The 21854-nt window shown below is 62.9% G+C and carries 22 protein-coding genes; 11 read left to right on the top strand and 11 right to left on the bottom strand.

Going from position 1 to position 21854, the window contains the following annotated elements:
- Window positions 1-8 precede the first annotated feature (8 nt).
- Window positions 9-1178, bottom strand: a complete 1170-nt coding sequence (locus NANH_RS0103745; RefSeq protein WP_027260818.1) for a M20 aminoacylase family protein — start codon at window positions 1176-1178, stop codon at window positions 9-11.
- A gap of 62 nt (window positions 1179-1240) precedes the next feature.
- Between NANH_RS0103745 and mazG the strand changes: the two genes are divergently transcribed.
- On the top strand, window positions 1241-2080 hold the full coding sequence (gene mazG / locus NANH_RS0103740; RefSeq protein ID WP_175543406.1) for a nucleoside triphosphate pyrophosphohydrolase: 840 nt from the start codon (window positions 1241-1243) through the stop codon (window positions 2078-2080).
- On the opposite strand, the gene NANH_RS0103735 is transcribed toward mazG, so the two are convergent.
- Window positions 2049-2945 (bottom strand): hypothetical protein, encoded by an 897-nt coding sequence (locus tag NANH_RS0103735; RefSeq protein ID WP_139236347.1) that lies wholly within the window; start codon window positions 2943-2945, stop codon window positions 2049-2051. The genes mazG and NANH_RS0103735 overlap by 32 nt on opposite strands.
- A gap of 101 nt (window positions 2946-3046) precedes the next feature.
- Here NANH_RS0103735 and NANH_RS0103730 point away from each other — a divergent pair, with 101 nt between their 5' ends.
- Together NANH_RS0103730 and NANH_RS0103725 are read left to right on the top strand one after the other, a co-directional pair.
- Window positions 3047-3988 (top strand): nucleoside hydrolase, encoded by a 942-nt coding sequence (locus tag NANH_RS0103730; RefSeq protein WP_027260815.1) that lies wholly within the window; start codon window positions 3047-3049, stop codon window positions 3986-3988.
- Entirely contained in the window at window positions 3985-4434 is a 450-nt protein-coding gene (locus NANH_RS0103725) for a GNAT family N-acetyltransferase (RefSeq protein WP_027260814.1), read from the top strand. Before NANH_RS0103730 ends, NANH_RS0103725 begins: the two co-directional genes overlap by 4 nt.
- 372 nt (window positions 4435-4806) lie before the next feature.
- On the opposite strand, the gene eno is transcribed toward NANH_RS0103725, so the two are convergent.
- Both eno and NANH_RS0103710 read right to left on the bottom strand, forming a co-directional pair.
- Entirely contained in the window at window positions 4807-6081 is a 1275-nt protein-coding gene (gene eno / locus NANH_RS0103715; protein ID WP_027260813.1) for a phosphopyruvate hydratase, read from the bottom strand.
- A gap of 35 nt (window positions 6082-6116) precedes the next feature.
- Window positions 6117-7019, bottom strand: coding sequence for a DMT family transporter (locus NANH_RS0103710; protein WP_027260812.1), 903 nt, complete (start codon window positions 7017-7019; stop codon window positions 6117-6119).
- A 37-nt stretch (window positions 7020-7056) separates the two neighbouring features.
- On the opposite strand from NANH_RS0103710, the gene NANH_RS0103705 reads away from it, so the two are divergent.
- Complete coding sequence (locus NANH_RS0103705; protein ID WP_245601391.1) at window positions 7057-8169, top strand: AbrB family transcriptional regulator; 1113 nt, start codon at window positions 7057-7059, stop codon at window positions 8167-8169.
- Here NANH_RS0103705 and NANH_RS0103700 read toward each other — a convergent pair.
- Window positions 8166-8579, bottom strand: a complete 414-nt coding sequence (locus NANH_RS0103700) for a Fur family transcriptional regulator (protein ID WP_027260810.1) — start codon at window positions 8577-8579, stop codon at window positions 8166-8168. The two genes, NANH_RS0103705 and NANH_RS0103700, sit on opposite strands and share 4 nt — an antisense overlap.
- A gap of 402 nt (window positions 8580-8981) precedes the next feature.
- On the opposite strand from NANH_RS0103700, the gene NANH_RS0103695 reads away from it, so the two are divergent.
- Together NANH_RS0103695 and NANH_RS0103690 are read left to right on the top strand one after the other, a co-directional pair.
- Window positions 8982-10274 carry a DEAD/DEAH box helicase gene (locus NANH_RS0103695; protein WP_027260809.1) on the top strand — a complete coding sequence of 431 codons (1293 nt, stop codon included), beginning with the start codon at window positions 8982-8984 and terminating at the stop codon, window positions 10272-10274.
- Between the two features lie 84 nt (window positions 10275-10358).
- On the top strand, window positions 10359-10703 hold the full coding sequence (locus NANH_RS0103690) for a hypothetical protein (RefSeq protein ID WP_027260808.1): 345 nt from the start codon (window positions 10359-10361) through the stop codon (window positions 10701-10703).
- Between the two features lie 50 nt (window positions 10704-10753).
- Here the strand turns inward: NANH_RS0103690 and NANH_RS0103685 are convergent, their stop codons facing one another.
- On the bottom strand, window positions 10754-11599 hold the full coding sequence (locus NANH_RS0103685) for a tellurite resistance TerB family protein (protein WP_027260807.1): 846 nt from the start codon (window positions 11597-11599) through the stop codon (window positions 10754-10756).
- A gap of 109 nt (window positions 11600-11708) precedes the next feature.
- On the bottom strand, window positions 11709-12422 hold the full coding sequence (locus NANH_RS0103680; protein ID WP_027260806.1) for an endonuclease/exonuclease/phosphatase family protein: 714 nt from the start codon (window positions 12420-12422) through the stop codon (window positions 11709-11711).
- Window positions 12423-12642: 220 nt separating this feature from the next.
- Between NANH_RS0103680 and NANH_RS0103675 the strand changes: the two genes are divergently transcribed.
- Complete coding sequence (locus NANH_RS0103675) at window positions 12643-13518, top strand: DMT family transporter (protein ID WP_027260805.1); 876 nt, start codon at window positions 12643-12645, stop codon at window positions 13516-13518.
- Between the two features lie 4 nt (window positions 13519-13522).
- Here the strand turns inward: NANH_RS0103675 and NANH_RS0103670 are convergent, their stop codons facing one another.
- Both NANH_RS0103670 and NANH_RS0103665 read right to left on the bottom strand, forming a co-directional pair.
- Entirely contained in the window at window positions 13523-14941 is a 1419-nt protein-coding gene (locus NANH_RS0103670) for a protein adenylyltransferase SelO (protein WP_027260804.1), read from the bottom strand.
- A gap of 145 nt (window positions 14942-15086) precedes the next feature.
- Window positions 15087-16223 (bottom strand): anhydro-N-acetylmuramic acid kinase, encoded by a 1137-nt coding sequence (locus NANH_RS0103665; RefSeq protein WP_036049371.1) that lies wholly within the window; start codon window positions 16221-16223, stop codon window positions 15087-15089.
- A gap of 63 nt (window positions 16224-16286) precedes the next feature.
- Between NANH_RS0103665 and tyrS the strand changes: the two genes are divergently transcribed.
- Window positions 16287-17540, top strand: a complete 1254-nt coding sequence (tyrS, locus tag NANH_RS0103660; RefSeq protein ID WP_027260802.1) for a tyrosine--tRNA ligase — start codon at window positions 16287-16289, stop codon at window positions 17538-17540.
- Here the strand turns inward: tyrS and NANH_RS28900 are convergent.
- The gene (locus NANH_RS28900; protein WP_169730246.1) at window positions 17537-17674 is read right to left on the bottom strand and encodes a hypothetical protein; all 138 of its coding nucleotides are present in this window, start codon (window positions 17672-17674) and stop codon (window positions 17537-17539) included. The two genes, tyrS and NANH_RS28900, sit on opposite strands and share 4 nt — an antisense overlap.
- A 46-nt stretch (window positions 17675-17720) precedes the next feature.
- Between NANH_RS28900 and NANH_RS0103650 the strand changes: the two genes are divergently transcribed.
- The 3 genes from NANH_RS0103650 to NANH_RS0103640 all read left to right on the top strand — a co-directional run bounded on the left by NANH_RS0103650 (window position 17721) and on the right by NANH_RS0103640 (window position 19997).
- Window positions 17721-18614: a GNAT family N-acetyltransferase gene (locus NANH_RS0103650; protein ID WP_027260801.1), complete on the top strand. Its 894-nt coding sequence runs from the start codon at window positions 17721-17723 to the stop codon at window positions 18612-18614.
- A gap of 75 nt (window positions 18615-18689) precedes the next feature.
- The gene (locus NANH_RS0103645; protein WP_027260800.1) at window positions 18690-19445 is read left to right on the top strand and encodes a 3-hydroxyacyl-CoA dehydrogenase; all 756 of its coding nucleotides are present in this window, start codon (window positions 18690-18692) and stop codon (window positions 19443-19445) included.
- A 6-nt stretch (window positions 19446-19451) separates the two neighbouring features.
- Window positions 19452-19997 (top strand): sugar O-acetyltransferase, encoded by a 546-nt coding sequence (locus NANH_RS0103640; protein WP_027260799.1) that lies wholly within the window; start codon window positions 19452-19454, stop codon window positions 19995-19997.
- 4 nt (window positions 19998-20001) lie between these two features.
- On the opposite strand, the gene NANH_RS0103635 is transcribed toward NANH_RS0103640, so the two are convergent.
- On the bottom strand, window positions 20002-21807 hold the full coding sequence (locus NANH_RS0103635; RefSeq protein ID WP_027260798.1) for an ABC-F family ATP-binding cassette domain-containing protein: 1806 nt from the start codon (window positions 21805-21807) through the stop codon (window positions 20002-20004).
- Window positions 21808-21854: the final 47 nt, after the last annotated feature.

The raw sequence follows: 21854 nt of genomic DNA, 5'->3' as shown, positions 1-21854 counted from the left end.
CCAGTCTCCTATTTTGCCGCCAGGGGCTGTGCCCGCTCGACGAGCCGGGCAAAGAACGAAGCGCCAACCGGCGCCACCTCATCGTTGAAATTGTATTTCGGATGATGCAACCCTGCCCCCTCGCCCTGCCCCAGGAACAGATAGGCACCGGGGCGGGCCTGCAACATATAGGCGAAATCCTCGGCCCCCATTTCGCGCCCGGCCTCGGCCACGACCCGGTTCTCGCCAGCCACCTCGCCAGCGACCCCTGCCGCGAAGGTGGCTTTTTTCGCGTCGTTCACGGTGGCAGGATAGCCGATCTCATAGTCGAGCCTGGCCTGCACGCCGTAGCTCGCCGCCTGCCCATCGACGATGGCTTGCATACGCTCCATCACCATCTGTTGGACTCGCGGATCAAAGGTGCGCACAGTCCCGTTCAGATAGGCTTTGTCAGGGATCACGTTGTCCACCGTGCCGGTGTGAATCTGGGTCACTGACACCACCAGATCGTCCAGCGCATAATGGTTGCGGCTGACAATGGTCTGAATCGCCATCGCGATGCCACAGGCCGCCATTACAGGGTCGCGGGATTCGTGGGGCATCGCGCCATGTCCGCCAACGCCCTGGATATGGACGTGGAACGTATCGACCGCAGCCATCAGCGGTCCCGGATTGGTATAAAACGCGCCTGCATCGAAACCCGGCGCATTGTGCAGCGCATAGACCTGGCTGATGTTGAAACGGTCCATTATGCCCTCGTCCACCATAACGCCGGCGCCACCGCCGGCCTCCTCGGCAGGTTGAAAGATCAACGCTACACGCCCGGCAAAATTGCGCGTCTCGGCCAGGTAGCGTGCAGCCCCCAACAGCATCGTTGTGTGTCCGTCATGCCCACAGGCGTGCATTTTGCCGGGATGGAGGCTGGCATAGTCCAATCCGGTATCTTCGGTGATTGGCAAGGCGTCGAAATCGGCCCGCAGACCGATTGTCGGCCCTTCGCCCTGACCCTGGATGATCGCCACGATCCCGGTCTGCGCGATGCCTTCGTGCAACGCATCGACTCCGAATTCACGCAGGCGCTCGGCGATGAAGCCAGCGGTTTTCGGACAGTCAAAGGACAGTTCGGGAATAGTATGCAGATGTCGGCGCCATGCGGTCATGTCGGCGGAAAATTCGGCGATGCGGTTCACGACAGGCATGGGCTGGACTCCGAGGTCAGGCAATGGATGATGCATCTGACACAGGAAACAGGGCCGCCGCAATGCCAGATGATACCACGATTCAAGACACACTGATCCACGATCCCGATGCCGGAATAGAGCGGTTGCTGGAAATCATGCGCCGCCTGCGCGACCGCGAAACGGGCTGTCCCTGGGACATCGAGCAGGATTTTTCCAGTATCGCGCCCTATACGATCGAAGAGGCATACGAAGTGGCCGATGCCATCGACCGCTCGGCGTGGAACGAACTGCAAGGCGAGTTGGGCGATCTGTTGTTGCAGACGGTCTATCACACCCAAATGGGCGAAGAGGCCGGACATTTCAGCTTTCAATCGGTGGTGCACAGTATTTCCGACAAGATGGTGGCGCGCCACCCGCATGTGTTTGGCAACGATCCGCGCGACAAATCCGCAGAACAACAGACCGCCGACTGGGAGGCGATCAAGGCGGCAGAGCGCGCGGACAAAGCTCAGCCCGGCACACTGGACGGCGTCGCCGTCGGCCTCCCCGCACTGCTGCGCGCCTACAAGCTGCAGAAACGCGCCGCCCGGGTCGGGTTCGACTGGCCCGACGCCAGCCATGTGCTGGACAAGATCGCCGAGGAAACCGCCGAACTGGTCGAGGCCCGCGACCGCATGGACCAGGATCAGGTCGAAGAGGAATTCGGCGATCTTCTGTTCGTAGTCGCCAACCTTGCCCGGCATCTGCAGATCGAACCCGAAGCCGCGCTGCGCCGTGCCAATGCAAAGTTCATCCGCCGGTTCCAGGGGGTCGAGGCCCGGCTCGCCGCTCAGGGTAAAACCCCGCAAGACAGCGATCTGGCCGAAATGGACGCCCTCTGGGACGCGGTCAAACGGGACGAGCGGGCAACATCAGACTGATCCCCGGCATTTCGGCCAACCGCGCCAGATCCTGTTGGTAGCGGGCATGCAACGCTGCGCGATCCTGCGTGTTGAACGCGGCGAACCCGCGCTGCGCGGTGTCCGGGGCATATTGCTTGAGAACCGCCTGCCACGCCGGGCGCGACAGGGTCTGACCCGTCCGGTAGCGTGCCTGCAATGCGATCAGCGCCGCATCCGTCGCGCTGAGATTCATGGCGGTCCCTGGCTCGCTCAGCGCCACGTTTTCCAGATCCGGCACAAGGTGGCGCAACAGGCTGCGGCTGTCCCCACGATGCTCATAGGCCAGTACAATCAGCTGGCTGGGCCGCAATTCATCGCGCATCTCGGCCAACAGATCCGGCCAGCCCCGGTCCATGGCAAGAAAATGGGGCACCAGGTCGGTGAAATCCGGCACCGGGTTGTCCTCGGCCCGCTTGCGATAAGCGGACAGGTAAAGATCAGCATAGGACCGCACCACATAGATCATCCGCGTGGGCGGCGCGCCCAACGCGGCCCCGAGGCTGCGAAACCGCTTGCCAGCCGCGGGAAAGAAACGACCGTCATAAAAATGCCGCATCGGACCGGGAATGTTCTCTTCTGACAGGATCAGACCCCGCGCCCGATCCGACAGCTGCGCCTGCAATACCCGGCGCAGCCCTGCGGCAAATTCCGGCACGCGCTTTTCTCCATGCCGTGGACGCGGCAGCGACAGCCGCAGATTTCCGCCCGGCACCCCATCGCGTCCGGGATAGACCACGTCCAGCCCCTGCCGGTGCAGCACGGGGCGATTTTCCGACAGGCACAATTGAAACGAACTGGTCCCCGTGCGGTGGGCGCCGGCGTGAATATAGACGGGTTTGCGCATCGGCGGCACCATGGGCGAAGCTGCGCTGCCACGCAATCGGCTTCTGGACAATCCTGACCGGGATTGCGACTGTCCGCGCTCGCAACTCAACGAGACTCGGCATGACAGCACGCAAGATCATTATCGATACAGATCCGGGACAGGACGACGCGGTGGCGATTCTGCTGGCCCTGGCCAGCCCCGAAGAGATCGAAGTCGTGGGCATCACGGCAGTTGCAGGAAATGTGCCGCTGGCTCTGACCGCCAGGAACGCGCGCATCGTTTGCGAACTGGCCGGGCGTCCGGATGTGCCGGTCTGTGCAGGTTGTGACCGCCCGTTGGGCCGCCCGCTGGTAACGGCCGAGCATGTGCATGGCCAGACCGGGTTGAACGGCCCGATCCTGCCCGATCCGACCATGCCACTGCAGCACGAGCATGGGGTCGATTTCATCATTCGCACGCTGCGTGAACAGGCACCCGGTTCTGTCACCCTGTGCCCGCTGGGGCCGCTGACCAACATCGCCATGGCCTTTGTCAAAGCGCCCGACATTGTCGACCGTGTGGCTGGCGTCGTGTTGATGGGCGGGGCCTATTTTCAGGTGGGCAACATCACCCCGACCGCCGAATTCAACATTTATGTCGACCCCCAAGCCGCTGATATCGTTTTTAAGTCAGGTATCGACATTACGGTCATGCCGCTGGATGTGACCCACAAGGCGCTTGTGACCAAAGCCCGAAACGACGCTTTTCGCGCCCTCGGCACCCCGGTCGGCATGGCGGTGGCGCAGATGACCGACTTCTTCGAACGGTTCGACCGCAAGAAATACGGCAGCGACGGCGCACCGCTCCACGATCCCTGCGTGACCGCCTGGCTGATCCGCCCGGATCTGTTCAGCGGACGCCGGGTGAATGTCGAAATCGAAACCACGTCCGAGCTGACCATGGGCATGACCGTGGCCGACTGGTGGGGCGTCACGGACCGGGTGCCCAATGCCCTGTTCATCGGGGATATGGATTCAGATGGGTTTTTCGACTTGCTGACCGAGCGGCTGGGCCGACGATGAGCGCGGCATTGCATCTGGCCAAACCGGCGGATCTGGATCGGCTGACCGCATTGGTCGCCGCCTTTCACGCCGAGGTCGGCATCGAACAATCTGACGAAGCCCGCCGCGCCGGGCTGGCCCCGTTGCTGGAGGGCATTCCCCATGGTGCGGCCTACCTGCTGGGTCCTGCCCGGGCTCCGATGGGCTATATCATCGTGACTTTCGGTTGGTCAGTGGAATTTGGCGGCATGGACGGGTTCATAGACGAGCTATATCTGCGCCCCGCAATCCGCAAACGCGGCATCGCCTCCGAGGCGCTGATTTCACTGCCCAAGGCGTTGGCGCAGGCGGGTGTCAAAGCGCTGCATCTGGAAGTGAACCGAACCAACGGTTCGGCCCAGAAGCTCTATGCCCGTGCGGGGTTCCGGGCGCGGGAGGACTACATGCTGATGAGCCGCCGGTTGTAGTCCACGTCAAAATTTCAAACCAAAGACCAGCAGATGCGCGGCCAGGTGCATTCGGGGCTGATGAAACTGCGGGATCGGCGCAAAGCAGGTCCCGGCGACATAGAACCGTTCGATCCCGCAGCTGTCAGCGTCGATCCGATGGGTCGTTCCACCGCCCGACCCGCCGCCGGGTCGACCGCAAAAACCGCACCATCCGGATGCCGGTTCTGATCCGGCAAGCGGTTCAGCAGGGTGTCGAAATCCCTAGCCCCGTAATTTGTGTCCAGAAAATCCGGCAGGTCCGGCGAACGATCTAGAGCACCGTACGATGCGAGCGGCACAATGCGCGCACCGCAACAAGATCTCCTGCGGCCTGCCGAATCTGACGACCCGTCATTTCAGGATCGAACGGCCCGCATATTCCGCCACTTCACCCAGCGACTCCTCGATCCGGATCAACTGGTTATATTTGGCCAGCCGGTCCGAACGCGCCAGGCTGCCGGTCTTGATCTGACCGCAATTGATTGCCACGGCCAGGTCGGCAATGGTGGCATCTTCGGTCTCGCCCGAGCGGTGGCTCATCACATTGGTGTACCCCGCGCGATGTGCCATATCGACGGCCCGCAGGGTTTCGGTCAGCGTCCCGATCTGGTTGACCTTGACCAACATCGAGTTCGCACAGCCACGCTGAATCCCGTCGGCCAAGCGCACCGGGTTGGTCACGAACAAATCATCTCCGACCAATTGCACCTTGTCGCCCAACACGTCGGTCAGCATCTTCCAACCGTCCCAGTCGTCTTCGCTCATGCCGTCCTCGATCGACAGGATCGGGTAATCGGCCACCAGCGCCTTGAGATAACCGGCGTTTTCCTCGGACGACAGGCTGACACCTTCGCCTTTCAGCTCATAGCGGCCATCGCGGTAATACTCGGTCGCGGCACAATCGAGCGCCAGATAGATATCCTCGCCCGGCTTGTAACCGGCTTTTTCGACCGATTTGAGCACAAAATCCAGCGCCTCGCGGGTCGACGCGATATTGGGCGCAAATCCACCCTCGTCACCGATACCGGTGGACAGCCCTGCGGCGGACAGTTCTTTCTTCAGCGTGTGGAACACCTCGGCCCCCATGCGCACCGCGTCGCGCAGGGTGGGCGCGCTGACCGGCATGATCATGAATTCCTGGATGTCGATCGGATTGTCCGCATGCTCACCACCATTGATGATGTTCATCATCGGCACGGGCAGGATCCGCGCCGAGGTGCCGCCGACATAGCGGTACAGCGGCTGGGTGGTGAAATCCGCCGCTGCCTTGGCCACCGCCAGCGACACGCCCAGAATGGCGTTCGCCCCCAGGCGACTTTTGTTGTCGGTGCCGTCCAGTTCGATCATCGCGGTATCGATCGCGACCTGTTCGGTGGCGTCATAGCCCAGCAGATCTTCGGCGATCTCACCATTCACGGCGGCCACGGCCTCGAGCACACCCTTGCCCAGATAGCGCGCCTTGTCGCCGTCGCGCTTTTCCACCGCTTCATAGGCACCGGTCGATGCACCCGAGGGTACGGCTGCCCGGCCCATTGTCCCGTCTTCCAGGATCACGTCCACTTCGACCGTGGGATTGCCCCGGCTATCCAGGATTTCACGGGCGTGAATGTCGATGATGGTGCTCATGGCTTGCTATCCCTTACGCTGGTTCAGGCGTGTCTTTAGCGTTGTCTTGACTGCAGGGAAAGGCCCGGTTGCGGCACGGTACGGTATTTACGTTCACGCAGGACCGTGTAGATGCCCGAAGCGACGATGATGGCCGAGCCGATCAACATCGGCAGGTCCGGGGATTCGCCAAAAACCACCACGCCAACAATCAGGGCAAAGATCAGCCGACTGTAGCGAAACGGGGTAACAAAGGACACGTCGCCCACGCGCATTGCCGCAACGATGGCGTAATAGGCCGCAACCCCCAGCGTGATCGCCCCTGCGGTCAGCCCCCACAGATGCAGCGTCGGCACGACCATCTCTTGCGGGCTGAACAGAGACATCAGCCCCGCCGCAGGCAGCAAGGTCAGAAAGGCCAGGAAACTGACCTGAAACGACGAAATCACCGGAGGAATCCTGCGGGTTGCAAGATCGCGGATGGCCAGACCGACCACCCCCAGCACTGCCAGCAACGACAAGGGATCAAACGCGTCCAGACCTGGGCGGATGATCAGCATGACACCGACAAATCCAACCAGGATCGCGCTCCACCGGCGCCAGCCAACCGGCTCGCCCAGAAACAGCGCCGCCCCCAGCGTGACCACCAGCGGGGTCGCCTGCAAGATCGCCGAAGCCGACGAAATCGGCGTCAACACGATAGCAGAGACAAAGCCGATGGTCCCGACCAGCTCTCCCAGACTGCGCAGCAGAATTGGCCCGGACAGATAGGCACGGACAAACAACGGCTGGCCGCGCATCAGCGTCAACACCGCAAAGACCAGCGACCCGCCCAGGCCCAGCACCCCGATGATCTGCCACGTCGGAAGCGCACCTGACATCAGCTTGACGAACATGTCCTCGATCGCGAAACCGAGCATCGCCAGAGTCATCAACGCCGCACCGCGCAGGTTATCCATGGCCGCCTCTTTCCGGAAAGTTGCTTTGTTATCGGCTGTGACTGAAATTCGCCCCTATCGCAAGGGGGGCGATTGTGGCGGCACCATTGCCATGTTAAACACCGCCATGCTTTTCCCAGCCGGTTCAAACGCGGCGTTGACAACGCTTTTGACTGTCGCAGTCGGCGCGGTCGGCGCAGCGTTGGCGCAAGCGCTGAACGTGCCGGCCTGGGTTTTGCTGGGTCCGGCCCTTGCCGTCAGTCTGGCGGGTCTGGGTGGATGGCATCTGGGCGTTGCCGATCCTTTGCGCGATATTTGCTTTGTGATTCTGGGGCTTGGTGTCGGCGCCGGATTTGACAGTCAGGTCGGGGCTGTGCTGCTGCGCTGGCCGCTGGCTTTTCTGGTACTGGCGGTGGCGCTGGTGGTCACGATGGTGATGTGTCGGCTGGTACTGATGCGTGGTTTCGGCTTTGATTCACGCAGTGCCAGCCTGGCCTCGGCACCCGGCCACCTCAGCTTTGTGCTGGGGCTGGCGATGGATTTGCACGGCGACGTGGCACGGATCACCGTAGTGCAGTCGATTCGCTTGTTGTTCCTGACCGTCTCGGTGCCCTTTATCGCCCGCGCCATGGGATACGATTTTACCGAGATGTCGCTGGGCGGCGGGGCGCCGATGGAAATTTCGACGATGCTTGTCCTGGCCGCATTGGCGGCCATTGTCGGACTGTTGTTTCGCCGATTTCGGTTTCCGGCCCCCCTGCTGCTCGGGGCGATGACGGTTTCGGCCATTGGACACGCAAGCGAGCTGACCCCCGGCGCGATCCCTTCGGCGATGCTGACACCTGCCTTTCTGGTTTTGGGTACGCTGATTGGAACGCGATTTGCCGGGATCGGCCGTATTCAGCTGCTTGGCACGCTGCCCGCCGGTTTGGCCGTCACGCTGGTTTCGGTCCTGGTGGCCTGTCTCGCGGCCCTGCCGGTCGCCGCCGCCCTGCAGATGCCCGCCGCGCATGTGTTGACGGCTTTTGCCCCGGGCGGGCTGGAAACGATGATCGCGCTGGGGGCCGCTATGGGGGCCAGCCCCGGCTTCGTTGCCGCCTGCCACGTGGCACGGCTGATGCTGTTGCTGGTGCTGATTCCGCTGTTTCTGACCCGCCGGGGCCGGGCCTAGCGTTTGCGCACCGGGACGCCGTAAAGCTCCAGCTTGTGGCCCCGCAGCTCATACCCCAGCTTGGCGGCGATCTTTTCCTGCAACGCCTCGATATCGGGGTCGACAAATTCGATCACTTCGCCCGAGTTCATGTCGATCAAGTGGTCGTGATGGTCACGCTCGGCATCTTCATACCGCGCCCGCCCGTCGCCAAATTCCAATCGATCCAATATGCCCGCCTCTTCGAACAGCTTGACCGTGCGATAGACGGTGGCAATCGAGATGCCCGAATCCAGTCCACTGGCGCGGGCGTACAGTTCTTCGACATCCGGATGGTCGGTGCTGTCTTCAAGCACCTGCGCGATGATACGGCGCTGGCCGGTCATGCGCAGCCCCTTGGCTTCGCAGCGGGCGATTATGGACACGGGCATGACGGACCTTTTCAAGGCGAAAGTGGCGGTTGGTCTAATCCATTTACAAGCGCAGGAAAAGCCAAAGCCGAACCGATGCCCCACCTTGTCGCATCCGGACCAGACGCATGGGCCTGAAACACGGTGGGTTGACTTGTGCCCCCGGAACCGCCATTTGGGCCTCAAGCGTTGTCTTCTGCCGCGTGAGCAGGACAGACCATGAGCGGCCAGATCCGCCCGGCCCAATCGGCCCGACTGCAAGACAACGATACCATGTTCCCAAAATCACGCGTGGGGCCAAAGCGCCGGACCAGTCCGTTTGCGGCATGTTGCCGCCGGACCCGAGGTTCTGCGCCCCCAAGGGCCGCCAACGCGCGGTCAATAAGACTGGTCTGCCGCCGTGCAGGCCCGAAAGGATTTGACTTGAGCGACTTTGACATGATGGACCTGCCACCGAAACTGGTGGCACGCCTGACCCAGATGGGCATGACCGATCCAACCCCGATCCAGAGCCAGGCGATCCCGCATGCGCTGAACGGGCGTGATGTGATGGGTCTGGCACAGACCGGCACCGGCAAGACGCTGGCCTTTGGCCTGCCGCTGGTGACGCGGATGCTGGAATTTGGCAAGAAACCGGAAAGATACACTGTACGCGGTCTGGTGCTGGCTCCGACCCGCGAACTGGCCGGGCAAATCGCCCAGAACCTGCGTGCGCTGATCGAAGGTACCCACCTGAAGGTGGGTATGGTCGTGGGCGGGCAATCCATCAACGCTCAGATCAACCGTCTGGAACGCGGCACCGACCTGCTGGTCGCGACGCCGGGCCGTTTGATCGACCTGATGGACCGTCGCGCGCTGACGCTGGAATCGTGCCAGTTTCTGGTGCTGGACGAGGCCGACCAGATGCTGGACCTGGGCTTTATCCATGCCCTGCGCAAGATCGCGGCCATGCTGCCCGAACAGCGCCAGACCATGCTGTTCTCGGCCACCATGCCCAAGCAGATGAACGAAATCGCCAGCAGCTATCTGGACCGCCCGATCCGGGTTGAAGTTTCCCCCCCCGGCAAAGCCGCCGACAAGGTCACCCAAGAGGTGCATTTCATCGCCAAAGCGGAAAAGACCAACCTGCTGATCGAACTGCTGGACAAGCACCGCGACGAACGCGCGCTGGTGTTTGGCCGTACCAAGCACGGGTCGGAAAAGCTGATGAAACTGCTGGAAAAGCGCGGGTTTGCCACCGCGTCGATCCACGGCAACAAGAGCCAGGGTCAGCGCGACCGCGCCATCACCGCGTTCAAATCCGGACAGATCAAGGTCCTGGTGGCCACCGATGTGGCGGCGCGCGGGTTGGATATTCCGGATGTGAAACACGTTTACAACTATGACCTGCCGAACGTGCCGGACAACTATGTCCACCGCATCGGGCGCACCGCGCGGGCGGGCAAGGATGGCGCGGCCATCGCGTTCTGCGCACCCGACGAAATGGGCGAATTCAAGGCCATCCAGAAGACTATGGGCATTTCCATCCCGGTCGCCTCGGGCCGCCCATGGGATCCGGTTGACGCACCGTCAAAACCCAAGCGTGGCGGTGGCGGCGGAGCGCGCGGTGGCCAGCGTCGTGGCGGCCCGGCAGCGGCGGGCAAACCGTCGGGAGGACCACGCCGTCGTCGCGGCCCCAATCGCGGCAGTGGCGGCGGACAACAGTCTGCGGCATGAACCACACAAGGTCGGGGGACACCCCGGCCTTGCCTGCCAGTTCTGACGATACGGCGGCAGGCACCCGATCTGGGCGTTCCGGGCATGGATCACCCGTTCATCCAGCCCCAGCCCAACGGCCAATCGATCCGCAAAGATCGCCGCCTTTTCGGCGGCGTCACTCTCTCGGACAAGCGGGCGATGTGTCTATCGCACAGTCTGCCCCCCTGCAGGTTTCCCGAAAAGCAATTGGGGACACCGATCCATGAACGCGCATCCATAAACCGCCCCTATCATTGCTTATCCTTTAAAACCAATATTATACACGGTGATATTCATCAGCCGGGCATCAGCGGGGAGCGCCCAACGGATGCGTCCCGCGCTGTTCCGATCGGGACTGTTGCCACGGCGGCGGCCCAGACCGGGTACATCACCTTTATGGCCGGATAACGCGCGGCCCTCCTGATCGCTTTGACTGACGGTCCGGGCTTGCGAACCGTTCAGCCATACAGCGGCTGCACACCCATCTGCAAATGCAAGGCGTTCACGACTTGCTGGTTCAGCCCCAGTTCCCGCGCCAGCCGGTCCAGGTAATGCGCCTCGCCTTGCGTATCCAGCCGGATCGACATCAGGGACATGGAATAAACCTGCGCCTTCAGCGCTTCGGGCGTATCCGCAGCCAGCGCCTTGACATCCACAGGCGCTGCCAGTTGAGCACGCACAAAGGCGATATCCTCGGCGTTCGCATCCTCGCCTACTGTTTCCATGATCTTGTCCTGCTCGGCACTGTCAATCTCGCCATCCGATTTGGCAGCCTGGATCATTGCCCGCAACATCAGACCTGCAGCCTCTTCAGCCTGCGGAGCCGCCTCTGCAGCCTTGAACTGATCCATCATCGCGCCAGCCCCCTTGCCGCCAAGCGCCGCAGCGCCCCCCAATCCGGCCAGGATGCCAGCCAATCCGCCGCCCCCTGACGGCACGCCCGACAATAACCCCCCCTTGCCTGCGGACGATGAGGCCCCGCCGCCCAGGATGGCCGACAGGTCAAACCCGCTCTGTTCCGCCATTTTCTTGATCATGTCCGGCATGTTGCTCAACCCGCCCGCGCCGCCGGTCATCTGCTGGATCATATCCTGAAATCCGCCCATCCCGGCTTCGCCGGTCACCTGTGAAATCATTTCCTGCACGTTGGCCATGCCCGGTGCCTGCTCTGCCTGCGCTTCGCCTGGGGACAATTTTGCACCGCCCGACAATCCAGCCACACCCCTGCCGCGCGCCAGACTGTCCACGCCCCGTGCCGCCGCATATCCAATGGCCATCTTGGCCAGTGTCCCCATCAAACTCATGTTCGTCCCCTTTTTGAAATACCAAAAATAACTGGGTCCAAAGTGACAGAACGGGCGCATCTGTGAAGGGGAAATTTTGGAATTCCGATTTTACCGGCCCGCAGAGCGGTCAGGCGGTCGCCAAATCGGCCCAGATCGGCAAGTGATCCGAGGCAATATGCGCCGGACGGTCTGTATAGACCCCGTGATTCTGCACTGCCAGCCCAAAGCCCACGGCAATCCGGTCCAGCGGCCCCATCGGCCGTGGCGCCGGAAAGCTGGCGTGCGGCGGCAGGAACCGCATCCGAGGCGCGCACCGATCCAGCACCGGCTGGCGCGACCATTCGTTGAAATCCCCGGCCCAGACCGTCGGCATCTCGTCCAGATCCAAGGTTTCCTGGGCGAGGTGCTGCACCTGCTTTCGCCGGTATTGTCCGATCAGCCCCAAATGCAACCCGATGACCCGCAAAGGTCCGAGCGGGGTTTCGAATTCGACCCGGACCGCGCCGCGTGGCTCGAGCCCCGGCAGGGTCATATGCCCCGTATCCAACACCCGGAGGCGGTCGTCCCGCCAGATCACGGCGTTCCCATGCCACCCCAACGAACCGGCCCCACCCAGATCGGCAATCTGCCACCCCGCCTCGTTCAATACAAAATGCGGCAGGGCCGCGGGCCGTGGCGGCAGACGTTTGTCGGCCTCCTGCAACACCACGATCGACGCTTTCACCCCATCGAGCACCGTAAGAATCCGGCGTGGCTGGCGCCGCAGATCCAGGCCGACACATTTCTGGATATTGTAGCTGGCCAATCGCAGTTGAACCGGCTGGGCGATCAAAGTCTTCATGCGGAGATGGGCGCCTCGTGAACGATGTCACCCTTCTTGGCGTTTGCCGCGCCGTTCCGCAAGTCCGCAAATACTGCGCTTTGCCTCAAACCTGCCTCACCCGACGCTGCCCGGAACCATATATTTCAACATGTTAAATCCAACCCGATGGCTCAGGCAGAAGGCGAAACGCTTCGGACAATCGCTTGACTTGTGAAGCAACTGCCCGTCCTTTGGGCAGATGGATGAAAGACGTGCCATCGACGGATTTGGAGCAACTGCCCTGATCGGGCTGGCGGCTATACTTGCGTTCAACCAGGTTGTGGTCAAGCTCACCGGAGGAGGGTTCGGCCCGGTTTTTCAGGCCGCGCTGCGCTCCGCCGTGGCCACGGTCTTCCTGCTGATCTGGATGCGCGCGCGGGCAATCCCGCTGGCTTCACCGGTTGGCACGGCCTGGTGGGGAATCGCATCCGGTTTTGTTTTCAGCTTTGAATTCATATGCCTGTACAGCGCTCTTGATCTGACCAGCGTATCGCGCGCCTCGATCATCTTCTACTCCATGCCGGTCTGGGTCGCGTTGGCGGCGCATGTGTTGCTGCCCGGAGAACGGCTGAGCACTGGGCGGGGACTGGGCCTTGCCCTGGCACTGGCGGGTGTGGCCTTGGCCTTTTCTGACCGCAGCAGCGGACAGGCCAGCCTCGCAGGCGATCTGCTGGCCCTTGGCGCGGCTTTGGGTTGGGCCGCAATCGCGATCATGGTCCGGGTCACCCCGATGTCGCGGATGCGCCACGAATTGCAACTGCTCTATCAGGTGACCGTCTCAGCCGTTGTCCTGCTGGCGCTGGCCCCGTTGTTTGGCGATCTGGTTCGCGATCTGCAATGGATCCACATTGCCGGTCTTGGGTTTCAGGCCATCATCGTGGTTGGTCTGGGTTATCTGATGTGGTTCTGGTTGTTAACGATCTATCCGGCCAACAGCGTTGCGTCGTTCTCGTTTCTCAGCCCGGTTCTGGCGGTGCTGTTCGGTTGGGCGCTGCTGGGCGAAACCATCGGGCCAAAGATCTGGGTGGCTCTGTTGCTGGTCACGGCCGGGATATTTCTGATCAATCGGCGCTGACTTCTCAGGTGCCACAGAACGTCGCCGGAACCACCTCGTCCGGTTTCGGCGGTCGCATCAGGTCGGCGCTGTCGGGCTGATCGTCGTACGGGTGCGACAGCGCGCGGTTTATGCGATCAAACATGCCGTAATCCCCCGCCACCGCCGCCTGAATCATCTGCTCGATCCGGTGATTGCGCGCAATCAGCACCGGGTTGGCCGCATTCATCACCGCAACCGGATCCGCCTCGGCCTGTAAACGGCTGCGCCAGGGGCTCGCCCAGCCATCAAAGGCGGTCGGGTCGGTGAACTGATCGCGCGCCGCATCGCCGGACAGCGCCCGGAACGTATTGGTGAAGTCCGCCTGATTATCGGCCATAATCTGCAACAGTTCGCTGATCAGCCCTGCATCCGCCTCTTGCGCCTCGCGCAACCCGATCTTGGCTCCAAACGTGGCCAGCCAATGTGCGCGGATCAGACCCGGCATCGCATGCACGATCTCGGTGGCCTCTTCGACCGCCGCCTCGCGGTCCTCGACCTGCTGGATCAGCGATGTGGCCAGCTGCGCCAGGTTCCAGACCGCGATGTCAGGCTGATTCGAATAGGCATAGCGCCCCATCCGGTCGATCGAACTGAACACCGTGTCCGGATGATAGGCGTCCATAAAGGCACAGGGTCCATAATCGATGGTTTCGCCCGAGATCGAGGAATTGTCGGTGTTCATCACCCCGTGGATGAACCCCACCCCCATCCATCGCGCGATGGTGCGCGCCTGCGCATCGCGGACTGCGGCCAACAAACCCATCGGTCCTTCGGCCTCGGGGTAATGCCGCGCAATCGCATATTCTGTCAGCCGTTTCAGGTTTGCCCTGTCTCCTCGCGCCGCGAAAATCTGAAAGGTTCCGACCCGCAGGTGGCTGGCCGCAACGCGGGTCAGGACCGCACCCGGCATGGCCCCTTCGCGATAGACCGGCTCGCCGGTTTCCACCGCCGCCAAGGCGCGCGTCGTCGGTATGCCAAGGGCATGCATGGCCTCGCTGACGACATATTCGCGCAACACCGGTCCCAACCAGGCCCGCCCGTCGCCGCCACGTGAATAGGGCGTGCGCCCCGCCCCCTTGAGCTGAATGTCGCGGCGCTGACCATCGATGCCAATGGTTTCGCCCAACAGAACCGCGCGCCCATCGCCCAGTTGCGGATTGTACTGCCCGAACTGATGTCCCGCATACAGCTGGGCCAGCGGCGCGGCCCCCTCCGGCACCTGATTGCCGGCAAAGATCTGCGCCATTTCCCCGGTTTCTCCTGGTGCTATTGCCAGCAGCCTTGCCAGATCTTCGTTAAACGCGACAAGACGCGGGGCTCTGACCGGGTCGGGCGACTGGGCCGCGAAAAATGCCGTCGGCAGCCGGGCATAGGTGTTGTCGAAAGGGATCATTATGCTCATGTGGCGAACATAGGCACATTCCGCCCGATTGCCATAGCCCACAAGCCCATGGAGCGGGCCAGGCGCCTTCGCCACGCGACAGACAATACATCGCGTGCGCGCGTCTGCGCGCTCCTTTGGATTACGCCGAATTCCGAAGCCACACTCAGGCCAGCGTGCCCGCCGGTTGCGGTCGGCTGATCACACCACCTCCGACCGCAGCCCCGACACCTGTCGTTCCCGGACAGGACGTCGGCAACCCGTGCGCCACCCGCACCGCCAGAAAGGCAAACGCCTGCGCTTCCAGCATATCGCCATCCAATCCGACCGCCTCGACCGGCTGCACCGGACAGTCCAGCGCAACGCGCAGCATTTCCATCAACACCGGATTGTGCCGACCGCCCCCCGTCACCAACAGCCGCGCCGGGGGCGTCGGGCAATGCGCCATACCCTGCATGACGGCGGCGGCGCTCATCGCGGTCAGCGTGGCGGCGGCATTGGCGTCGCTCAACTCGCGCACCAATTGGATCATCTCTGAAAAATCGTTTCTGTCCAATGATTTAGGAGGTATTCTTGCAAAGTACGATTCGGACAGGAACAGTTCCAGCGCACCGTTTTCCACCGTGCCCTGCGCCGCCAAGGCTCCTCCCTTGTCCATGGCCTGCCCCAACCGCGCCGACATCAGGTCGTCGACCGGCGCATTCGCCGGACCGGTGTCAAACGCCAGCAGCGCCCCCGGTTCCTCGGGCGCATCAAACCCAGGATCCACATAGGTCAGGTTCCCGACCCCGCCCAGGTTGAGAAAACACAGCGGCTCGGTCGCTCCGATATATTTGGCGGCCGCAAAATGAAAGAACGGCGCCAACGGCGCGCCTTCTCCGCCCATCGCCACATCGTCGCTGCGAAAATCCCAGACCACCGGCACACCGCAGCCCTGCGCCAAGGCTGCGCCATCGCCGACCTGCAAGGTTCCGCGACCGCGCGGCTCATGCGCCAGGGTCTGACCGTGAAACCCCACCAGATCCAGCCCCGCGAACCCATCAAGAACCTCGGCATGCACCCGGTTGACCACAGCGCTGGCGGCGTCGACCTCGGGTCCCTGCCATTTGCCCAATGCACTGCGCAGCACGCCGCGTTCATTGTCGTCATAGGCGCGATAGCGACTGGGACCGAAGGCAGAAATCCTGTGCCCGTCGGTGGTCAGCACCGCCGCATCGACCCCATCCAGCGAAGTGCCCGACATCATCCCAACGGCGACCAAAGGTCCGGCGCGCCGCCCCGATCTTCTCACAGCCCCATTCATGGCCTTTTCCTTTGTTCTGCTGCCGCCTATACACTGCCCCGCAACACAAACCCGAGGCAAGCCATGACCTACCATCCCAAATCGGATTTCATCGCCACCATGATGGAACGCGGCTATCTGGCCGACTGCACCGATTATCAGGGCCTGGACGAGGCCATGATTGCGGGCGTGGTGCCGACCTATATCGGCTACGACGCCACGGCCAAATCGCTGCATGTGGGCCATTTGCTGAATATCATGATGCTGCGCTGGTTGCAGAAAACCGGACACAAGCCGATCACTCTGATGGGCGGCGGGACCACCAAGGTGGGCGATCCGTCGTTTCGCTCCGACGAACGCCCGCTGCTGGGTCCCGAGCAGATCGACGCCAACATCGCCGGCATGAAACAGGTGTTTGCCAAGTACCTGACCTATGGCGACGGGGCCAGCGACGCCCTGATGCTCAACAATGCCGAATGGCTGGACGATCTGAACTATCTGGACTTTCTGCGCGACATCGGACGGCATTTTTCGGTCAACCGGATGCTGTCGTTTGAATCGGTGAAATCGCGGCTGGACCGGGAACAATCGCTGTCCTTCCTCGAATTCAACTACATGATCCTTCAAGCCTATGATTTCCTGGAACTCAACCGCCGCTATGGTTGCCTGTTGCAGATGGGCGGCAGCGACCAGTGGGGCAATATCGTCAACGGTATCGACCTGACCCGCCGGGTTCTGGATCATGAAATCTATGGTCTGACCTCGCCCCTGCTGACCACCAGCGACGGGCGTAAGATGGGCAAAAGCCAGGGCGGTGCCATCTGGTTGAACGCCGACATGCTCAGCCCCTATGAATTCTGGCAGTTCTGGCGCAACACCACCGATGCCGATGTGGGTCGGTTCCTGAAACTGTACACCGAACTGCCCGTCGACGAATGCGACCGTCTGGGCGCGCTGCAAGGGGCCGAGATCAACGAGGCCAAGATCCGGCTGGCCAATGAGATCACCGCCCTGTGTCATGGGCGCGATGCCGCTGACGCAGCAGCGGCCACGGCCCGCGAGGTGTTCGAGAAAGGCGGGATCGGCGACGACCTGCCCACGCTTTCGCTATCGGCAGCCGAAATTGAAGGCGGGATTTCGATTGTGCAGGTGCTGATCAAATCGGGGCTGGTCAAATCCGGCAAGGAAGCCAAACGCCTGATCGCCGAAAACGGTGCGCGGCTGGACGACGCGCCACTGACGGACTCCGGGCTGATGCTGGATGCCGCTGCCCTGTCCAGCCCGATCAAGCTGAGTGCGGGGAAAAAGCGCCATGCTCTGGTACAGTTGGCAGGCTAAAGCAGCAGCCAGTCGATCAGGCTGAGCAGGACAAAAACCGGAATCGACAGTGCCGTCGCCAGCAACAGCGCCGCGGCCCGCGTCGGGCGCGGCGCTGTCATCGTCTTGGTTTGGTTAAAGGGCCTTTTAGTCATGTCCCGATTAACCCCATTTTAGGTTAATCGGCGGTAAACCGGGGCGATGTTCGACCAAGCTCCCTCTGCTGTCGCCCCGGCCCCGCTGCAACAACACCCCTGCTTTGCGGTGGCCCTGACGGCCATGGGCCAGCCCCCGCTGGTGCTGGACGGGGACGAAAGGGTGCTGGTTCTTCAACGGCGATTTCGCGGCGGTCTGCGGGTGGCGATGCTGTCGCGTGCCACGCTCGCACAGCCACATGACTGTCTACAGCGCCTGCGCGCGGCGGGCCTGGGCCGGACCCCGATCATTCTGTCGCCCGATGCTCCGGTCCCTGCTTTGGCTGAACTGGGGGCGGTGCCCCTGATGACGCCGGCGACGGTGGCCGAACTGGATCTGACCGCCCCGGTCGAACAGCGCCGCGCCGCTCTGCATCCGAAATGGCGCAACAGGTTGAAACATGCCGAAAACGGCCCGCTGCGCGTCACCCGGCAGGCTATGCCGCTGGATCCGGGGCATTGGCTGTTCGCAGCCGAAAAGGCGCAACAAGCCAGGCGCGGTTATCGCGGCTGGCCCATCGCCCTGACGCTGGCTTATGGCGCGCGGAACCCCGGTATGGCAAAACTGTTCACAGCGCTGGACGGCAAACGCCCCGTGGCCGCAATGCTGGTCCTGCGTCACGGGACCGGCGCGACCTATCACATCGGCCACACCGACACGTACGGGCGCGCCCTGTCGGCGCATAACCTCTTGCTGTGGCGCGCCGCCGCATGGCTCGCTGCCAAAGGGCATACTAGGCTGGAAGTGGGGCTGATCGACACCGTTGCCAGCCCTGGCCTCGCGCGTTTCAAGCTGGGCAGCGGCGCGCAGGTCCGAAAGATGGGCGGCACATGGGGATGGTGGCCGCCATTGGGCCGCACGCTGGCCCCTTTGGCCCGCCTGGATCGCAAACGGATGTAACACCGCTGGTCGCTGGACAGACCACACCGCCCCGTGTATCTGAACAAGCGTTCATATCATCGGGAGAGCCAGCACATGAAACTTTCGACCACAGCGGCCATTGTCACCGGGGGCGCTTCGGGGCTGGGCGAAGCCACAGCCCGCCATTTTGCCGCCAACGGCGCCAAGGTCACCATCCTGGACCGCGACGCAGACCGCGGCGCGAGGGTCGCCGAAGAGATCGGCGGATTCTTTGCCCAAACCGACGTGACGGACGAAGAGTCGGTTCAGGCGGCCATCGATCTGGCTGTTGAAAAGATGGGCACGATCACCGCCACCGTAAATTGTGCCGGCATCGCATATGGCATCAAGACGGTCGGAAAGGACGGCCCGCACCCGCTGGACGCGTTCAAGCGGACCATTGACATCAACCTGGTCGGGACTTTCAACGTTTGCCGCCTGGCGTCCGTTGTGATGGCCAGGAACACGCCCGAACCCGACGGCGCACGCGGCGTGATCGTGAACACCGCATCGGTTGCGGCCTTTGACGGCCAGAAGGGCCAGACCGCCTATTCCGCCTCCAAAGGCGGCATCGTCGGCATGACCCTGCCTATGGCCCGCGATCTGGCCAGCACCGGCATCCGCGTGATGACCATCGCTCCGGGCATCTTCATGACTCCGATGCTGGCCGGTCTGCCCGAGGACGTTCAGGCCTCGCTCGCGGCGGATGTACCGAACCCGGAGCGGCTGGGGCATCCGGCGGAATACGGGCGTTTGGCCGGTTTCATCGTCGAAATGGGGTATCTGAACGGCGAGGTGATCCGCATCGACGGTGCGCTGCGGATGCGATGATCCGTGGTGAGCGAGCGGCAAAAAATGGACGCCGGGAACTGGTACACATGCCACGATCCTGAACTGGCGCGGATGCAGGCCAGCGCCCGCCGCGCCGTTCATGCCCATAACACCCGCCCGCCCGCCCGGCGGGGTGCGATGGCGACGGAATTGGCGGATCTGCTGGGTGCGGTCGGGCAGGGCTGTTTCATCGAAGCCCCGTTTCACGTGGCCTATGGCGTCAATCTGCGGCTGGGCAACCGGGTCTATTTCAACGCCGGTTGCGCGGTCCTGGACACCGGCCCGGTAGAGATTGGCGATGACTGCATGTTCGGCCCGGCGGTTCAGATCTACTGCGCGCAGCACGCCAAGGACCCGGATGCAAGGGCCGCCGGGCAGGAAATTGCCCTGCCGGTTCGGATCGGGGCCAATGTCTGGGTTGGCGGCGGCGCCATCGTGATGCCGGGCGTGACCATTGGCGACCGCGCCATTATCGGAGCCGGGGCCGTCGTGACCCACGATGTGCCCGCCGATCGCACCGTGATTGGAAATCCGGCGCGCTCCCTAAGCTAGAGCCTCACCCGCCCGCTTTATCTTCCAGCATCAGCCACTCCTCTTCCGCCGACGCCAGTTTCTGCTGACGCTGAACCAGCGCCTCGGTCGCTTTGCGGAACTTGACCGGTTCGCGGGTGAACAACTCCGGGTCGGTCATCAGCGCCTCGAGCCTGGCGATCTCGGCCTCAAGCCGTTCGATCTCGGAAGGCAAGGCCTCAAGACGATGCTTTTCGGTAAACGACAGACCCGGTTTCGGGCCCCCCTGCTGCCTGGGCTTGGCTTTTGCGGGCTTGGCCCTGGCAACATCCACGCGGGCCTCCTCGCGACGTTGCGCGAGGTAATCGCTCCAGCCGCCGGCATAGACCGTGGCGCGCCCCTGCCCCTGCATCGCAACCGTGGCAGTCGCCACCCGGTCCAGAAAATCGCGGTCGTGGCTGACCAGCAGCACCGTGCCATCGTAGTCGTCCAAAAGTTCCTGCAACAGGTCCAGCGTTTCCACGTCCAGATCGTTGGTCGGCTCGTCCATCACCAGCACGTTGCTTTGGCGCGCCATCAACCGCGCCAACAACAGCCGCGCCTTTTCGCCGCCCGACAGCGAGCGCACCGGCGCGCGCACCTGGCGTTCGTCAAACAGGAAATCCTTGAGGTATCCGACCACATGGCGCGGCGCACCGCGCACCATCACCTGATCCGCCTTGCCCGACACCCGCATGTCGGCATCCCCCGTCAGGCTGTCCCACAGGGTCGCATCCGGATCCAGTTGTGCACGGGCCTGATCGAACACCGCCACCTCAAGATTCGTGCCCAGCCGCACGGTTCCCTCATCCGGCGCGATCTGGCCCAGCAACAGTTTCAGCAAGGTCGTCTTGCCGACCCCGTTCGGCCCGACAAAGGCCACCCGGTCACCCCGCTGGATCGTGATCGAAAAATCCTGAACAATCGGCGTGTCGCCAAAGGACTTGCCGATCGCCTCGGCCTCGATCACCTTCTTGCCCGATTTGCTGCCCGAAGACAGCGCCAGATCCGCAGTGCCTTGCCGCCGGATCTGACCGGCCCGTTCCGTCCGCAGCGCCTGCAGCGCGCGCACCCGCCCCTGATTGCGCTTGCGCCGCGCACTGATCCCCTCGACCGCCCAGCGGGCTTCGGACTTGATCAGACGGTTCAGCTTGTGGCGCTGCATGTCCTCTTCTTCCCAGACGGTGTCCCGCCAGGCCTCGAACGCGTCAAAACCCTTATCCTGCCGCCGCACTATTCCCCTGTCAATCCAAAGGGTTGCACGCGCAAGTTGACGCAGAAACGCCCGGTCGTGACTGATCAGGACAAACGCCGCGCGCGTGGCCGACAATTCGCTTTCCAGCCAGGCGATGGCCTCGATATCGAGGTGGTTGGTCGGTTCGTCCAGCAGCATCAGTTCCGGCGCTTCGCCCATCAGCTTGGCCAGAGCCGCCCGCCGACGCTCACCGCCCGAGGCAGTGCTGACGGCGCGCGCGGGATCGAATTTCAGCCCCTCGCCAGCGCGTTCGACTCGATACATTTCACCCGGTTCCAGCCCGCTGGCCGCATAGTCGCCCAGGGTCGCGAATCCGGCCATATCGGGGTCCTGCTCCATATAGCCCACCGAATTTCCCGGCGGCACGACCACGGTGCCGCTATCGGGGTCGACCAGCCCGGCCATCACTTTCATCAGGGTGGATTTGCCCGACCCGTTGCGCCCAACCAGCGCCAGTCGGTCGCCCTGATGCACCACCAGGTCGAGACCGGCGAACAGCGGTTCGCCCCCGAAGGTCAGTGAGATATCGGAGAGTTGCAGCAAGGGGATACGGGACATGGCTGTCTGCTACCCGCCGCGCCACGACACGTCAACGCCTGTTGGCG

Source organism: Sedimentitalea nanhaiensis DSM 24252 (genome assembly GCF_000473225.1).
Classification (GTDB): domain Bacteria; phylum Pseudomonadota; class Alphaproteobacteria; order Rhodobacterales; family Rhodobacteraceae; genus Sedimentitalea; species Sedimentitalea nanhaiensis.
Note: the sequence above shows the minus strand (reverse complement) of the source record. Positions and strands in the feature narration are given on the sequence as shown.